The organism is Pseudomonas sp. QTF5 (assembly GCF_000512695.2).
Taxonomy (GTDB): Bacteria; Pseudomonadota; Gammaproteobacteria; order Pseudomonadales; family Pseudomonadaceae; genus Aquipseudomonas.
This window is the reverse complement of the sequence record NZ_AZRW02000076.1, coordinates 1-4808: the sequence shown is the minus strand read 5'-3', so window position 1 is coordinate 4808 and position 4808 is coordinate 1. Positions and strand designations below refer to the sequence as shown.

The 4808-nt window shown below is 59.8% G+C and carries 5 protein-coding genes; 3 read left to right on the top strand and 2 right to left on the bottom strand.

The annotated features are described in order from the left end of the window. Positions 1-115: 115 nt before the first annotated feature. Positions 116-1030, bottom strand: coding sequence for a LysR family transcriptional regulator (locus tag IC37_RS28600; protein WP_030131110.1), 915 nt, complete (start codon positions 1028-1030; stop codon positions 116-118). 106 nt (positions 1031-1136) lie between these two features. Here IC37_RS28600 and IC37_RS28595 point away from each other — a divergent pair, with 106 nt between their 5' ends. Then, positions 1137-1736, top strand: coding sequence for a short chain dehydrogenase (locus IC37_RS28595; protein WP_030131111.1), 600 nt, complete (start codon positions 1137-1139; stop codon positions 1734-1736). A 27-nt stretch (positions 1737-1763) separates the two neighbouring features. Here the strand turns inward: IC37_RS28595 and IC37_RS28590 are convergent, their stop codons facing one another. Continuing rightward, a complete protein-coding gene (locus tag IC37_RS28590; RefSeq protein ID WP_030131112.1) occupies positions 1764-2111 on the bottom strand; it encodes a hypothetical protein in 348 nt (115 codons plus the stop codon). 188 nt (positions 2112-2299) lie between these two features. Here IC37_RS28590 and IC37_RS28585 point away from each other — a divergent pair, with 188 nt between their 5' ends. Both IC37_RS28585 and IC37_RS28580 read left to right on the top strand, forming a co-directional pair. Beyond that, the gene (locus tag IC37_RS28585; protein ID WP_030131113.1) at positions 2300-2965 is read left to right on the top strand and encodes a COG3650 family protein; all 666 of its coding nucleotides are present in this window, start codon (positions 2300-2302) and stop codon (positions 2963-2965) included. Between the two features lie 95 nt (positions 2966-3060). Continuing rightward, the gene (locus tag IC37_RS28580) at positions 3061-4674 is read left to right on the top strand and encodes an NAD(P)/FAD-dependent oxidoreductase (protein ID WP_030131114.1); all 1614 of its coding nucleotides are present in this window, start codon (positions 3061-3063) and stop codon (positions 4672-4674) included. The last annotated feature ends 134 nt before the right edge of the window (positions 4675-4808 follow it).

Sequence of the window (4808 nt, the reverse complement as noted above, 5' to 3'; positions counted from 1 at the left end):
TTACTGGACCAGATCAGCTTGCTCGCGAAAGCGGTGTGTCAGCCAACATATCTGTTGAATGTGAGAGTGCTTTCGCGAGCAAGCCCGCTCCCACAGGGGAGTGCGTGGTGAGACGTTACCGCTGAAGTCGATCCAACGCCTCGCCGCTACGCTTGAACCAACCAATCAAATAGTCCGCCAGCACTTGGGTGCGTTTCGGCAAACCACCTTGATACGGGTGCACCAGGTACATCGGCATGCTGCGGGTCTGATAATCGCGCAGCAGCCAGCGCAAACGCCCGTCAGCCAATTCCTCTTGCAGCAGGTAAGACGGCAAACGTGCAATGCCCGCACTGGCCAATGCGGCTTTCTTCAAGAGGTTGTAGTGGTTGCTGGCGAACGGCCCCGACACTCGCACCCGCAGCAACTCGTGCTGTTGGTGATAGAGCCATTCCTCGCGACCGCTGTAATGGCTGTTGAGCAGGCAGCGGTGTTCGGCCAGCGCCTGAGGTGTCAGTGGTTCACCGAATCGCTCAAGGTACGCAGGGCTGGCGCAGGTCATCTCGTGCCAAGCCAGCAATGGGCGGGCGACCAGGCGTTCATCGTTGGCCACTTCCGAGCGGATCGCCAGGTCGAAACCGTCCCGGGACAGGTCACGGTAGTTATTGTTGAGCTCCAGTTCGATCTGCACCTCGGGGTACTGCCGGGAAAATTCCAGCAGCGCGCCGTCAAAGAAGGTTTCCCCCAGTGAAACCGGAACCGTCATCCGCACCGGGCCGGCCATGTCGTCTTTCAATCGCGCCAAAGCCTGACGCGCTCGCTCGACTTGAATCACCAGCGCCTGGGCTTGCGGCAACAACGCCGCACCCGCCGCCGTCAGGCTCAAGCGGCGCGTGGTGCGTTGCAGCAACACCACGGAAAACCGAGTTTCCAGCAGGCTGATGCGCTTGGAGAGCTGCCCTTTGCTGCAACCCAGTTGCTGCGCCGCCAAGGTGAAACTGCCCGCCTCGATCAACACCGCGAACGCCGCCAGGTCATCCATTTCGCTCATGGAATTGTTTCCATTTGAAAACCAAAGGTTGCCTATTAGCCCGCTTATCAATGGAAAAAACCACTCTAAACTTAAATTTAAATCCAACCCATTCAGGTACAGCACGATGAAAATTCTTTTGATTGGCGCCTCTGGCACCGTCGGTTCGGCGATTGACCATGAACTGTCCCAGCGCCACGAAATCATCCGTATTGGCCGTAAAAGCGGTGAGTTTCAGGTCGACATCAGTGACAGCGCCTCGATCCGTAAACTGTTCGAACAGACCGGCAACTTCGATGCGCTTATCTGCGCCGCCGGCAGCGTCAACTTCGTGCCGCTGGCAACCATGACCGAACACGACTTCGAGCTCGGCTTGCGGGACAAGCTGATGGGGCAGGTCAACCTGCTGCTGATCGGTCGTGAATTCGCCAATGACGGTGCGTCATTCACCTTCACCACCGGCATCCTCAGCCACGATCCGATTCGTACCGGCAGCTCGGCCTCCCTGGTCAACGGCGCTCTGGACAGCTTCGTCCGTGCAGCGGCGATCGAACTGCCGCGCGGTCTGCGCATCAACTCGGTCAGCCCGAACGTGCTGGTCGAAGCCATGGGCAGCTATGCCCCGTACTTCCGTGGTTTCAAACCGGTGCCCGCCGCCGAAGTGGCGCTGGCCTACGCAAAAAGCGTGGAAGGCTTGCAGACCGGTCAGACCTACCGCGTCGGCTGAACCTGGTCAACAGGGCACCCGCGACGATCATTCAATCAATGTGGGCAGCAGTTTTTTAGCAATTGATCGCGACATCGCAATCCTGAACTGCGCCCCCAGAGCCGACCGCACCGTCGCTGTACTTATCGGATGGCCATTGATCGATACGGTCAATGGCTGGCCCAACGATTCACGACTGATTTTTTGTGCATGTTCGGCGGCCTGCGGACTCAACGTGACTGACAACGTGACATGGTCCGGATTGGCACCGTCATCATCCTTCAATAGCATTTCCATCCTGATAAAGTCGTCGGCCGATGAGAAATCAATCTCGCCAGCATGGCTCGACCCGGCGCCCACCATCGCCAATAGCACCATCCAGATCTTCCAGCTCATAACGCCTTCCTCCTATCCTCATCACGTTTCAAATGCTGGGTAACATACCTGTCAGGACCACGGCTTGCGCGCAGAAACAATGCACAGAATGTTGCTAACGTCACCGGTGACTGGCGCCGGATGAATACTCACCTTGTGATCGCCGGCTGGGCTGAGTAACGTGGCGACACTTGTCAGGAGACTCAAAGATGCGTGTTGCCCGTTCCCTCGTGCTTGTTGCCCTGCTTCCGCTGTTCGCCGCCTGCCAGTTGTTTGATGGCCCGCGCGAAAGTGCTTCCCATGTGGGCCAGACCCGCATGCTGGGCCAGTTGACGGCGGCCGACGGCAAGTTGCTGTTCCAGCCGTGCAATGAGCAGCGCAGTTATGTGGTCAACGACACCGGCGGCACCAGTGTCCTGCAAGAGGCCGCGACCTTGGCCGACGACCAAGGCAAGTTGTTCGCCGACGTGCGCGGCCGGATCGTTGCCAGTGGTGCCGATAGCCGGCTCGATCTGGAGCAGCTGTACCGAGTCGAACGCTCGGGCACGGCGTGCGACGATCCCAATTTCAAACAGCTGACTCTGCGCGCCGCCGGCCATGGCCCTGAATGGAACGTCAAAGTCAGCGGCAAAGGCATGGTCATCGACCGCGCCGGTCAGCCGCCCCTGGCCCTGCCATACGTTGAAGAGCAACTGGGCGATGGCCGCTTCAACCTCAGCACCGAAGCCAATAATCAGCGCATCGAGCTCTGGGTCGCGCCGCAACGTTGCGTCGACAGCAGCACCGGCAGCGTGCAGCACATGAGCGCCGAGCTGCGCATCGATGGCCAGGTGCAACGCGGCTGCGGGTATTTCGGCGGATCGCGTAACGACTGATCGTTTTTGCCTCACGGGAATCATCCTTTGAGGCTTATAATCGCGGGCTTCAAACGCCTTGGCGCAGTTGTGCGCCCCGCGAACCGGATCCCGTCATGTTACGAATCACCGAACTCAAGTTGCCGATCGACCATCCCGAAGAAGACCTGCGCCCTGCCATCGTGCAGCGCCTGGGCATCGCCAGTGATGACCTGCTCGATTTCACCTTGTTCAAGCGCAGCTACGATGCGCGCAAAAAGTCCTCTGAACTGTGCTTCATTTACACCATCGACCTCAACGTTCGCGATGAGGCGTCGGTGCTGCACACATTCGCCGATGACCGTAACGTCAACGTGGCGCCGGATGTCAGCTACAAAGTGGTCGGCCAGGCGCCGGCTGATCTTGAGCAACGTCCTGTCGTCGTGGGTTTCGGCCCGTGCGGAATCTTCGCCGGCCTGCTGCTGGCGCAGATGGGCTTCAAGCCGATCATCCTCGAACGCGGCACCGAAGTGCGTCAGCGCACCAAGGACACTTGGGGCCTGTGGCGCAAAAGCGTGCTCAACCCCGAATCCAACGTGCAATTCGGTGAAGGCGGCGCGGGTACGTTCTCCGACGGCAAGCTCTACAGCCAGATCAAAGACCCGAAATTCATCGGTCGCAAAGTCTTGCACGAGTTCGTCAAGGCCGGCGCGCCGGAAGAAATCCTCTACGTCAGCAAACCGCACATCGGTACGTTCCGTCTGACCGGTGTAGTGGAAAACATGCGCGAGCAGATTCGCGCCATGGGCGGCGAAGTGCGCTTCCAGCAGCGCGTCACCGATGTATTGATCGAGGACGGCCAACTGGTTGGCGTCGAGCTCAATGGCGGCGAGCAGATCCATTCGAAACACGTGATTCTGGCCCTCGGCCACAGCGCCCGGGACACCTTCCGCATGCTCCACGGTCGTGGCGTATTCATGGAAGCCAAGCCGTTCTCGGTGGGTTTCCGCATCGAGCACCCACAATCGCTGATCGACCGCGCGCGCCTGGGCAAATACGCCGGGCACCCGAAACTCGGTGCTGCCGACTACAAACTGGTGCACCACGCCAGCAACGGTCGTTCGGTCTACAGCTTCTGCATGTGCCCGGGCGGCACCGTGGTGGCGGCGACCTCCGAGCCGAACCGCGTGGTCACCAACGGCATGAGCCAGTACTCGCGTAACGAGCGCAACGCCAACTCCGGGATCGTCGTCGGGATCACCCCGGAAGTCGATTACCCGGGTGGCCCACTGGCCGGCATCGAGTTGCAGGAACGCCTGGAATCACACGCCTTTGTGCTGGGCGGCAGCAATTACGAAGCGCCGGCACAACTGGTCGGCGACTTCATTGCAGGCAAACCGTCGACCGAGTTGGGCAGCGTCGAGCCGTCCTACAAACCGGGCGTTGCCTTGGGCGATTTGGCCCTGGCTTTGCCGGCGTTCGCCATCGAAGCCATTCGCGAAGCCTTGCCAGCGTTCGAGAAGCAGATTCGTGGCTACTCGCTGCACGATGCGGTGTTGACCGGGATCGAGACGCGTACGTCATCGCCGCTGCGGATTACCCGTAACGAGTCGATGCAGAGCCTGAACGTGAAGGGCCTGTTCCCGGCCGGTGAAGGCGCGGGTTATGCGGGCGGGATTCTGTCAGCGGGTGTCGATGGGATTCGGATTGCCGAAGCCGTGGCCCGAGACATCCTTGGCCTCGAGGCCTGACCCAATTTAAATGTGGGAGCGGGCTTGCTCGCGAATACGGTTTCACATTCAACAGAGATGTTGGCTGATCCACCGCTTTCGCGAGCAAGCCCGCTCCCACATCTATGGTTACCCCCTTTTCTGCAATACTGTTT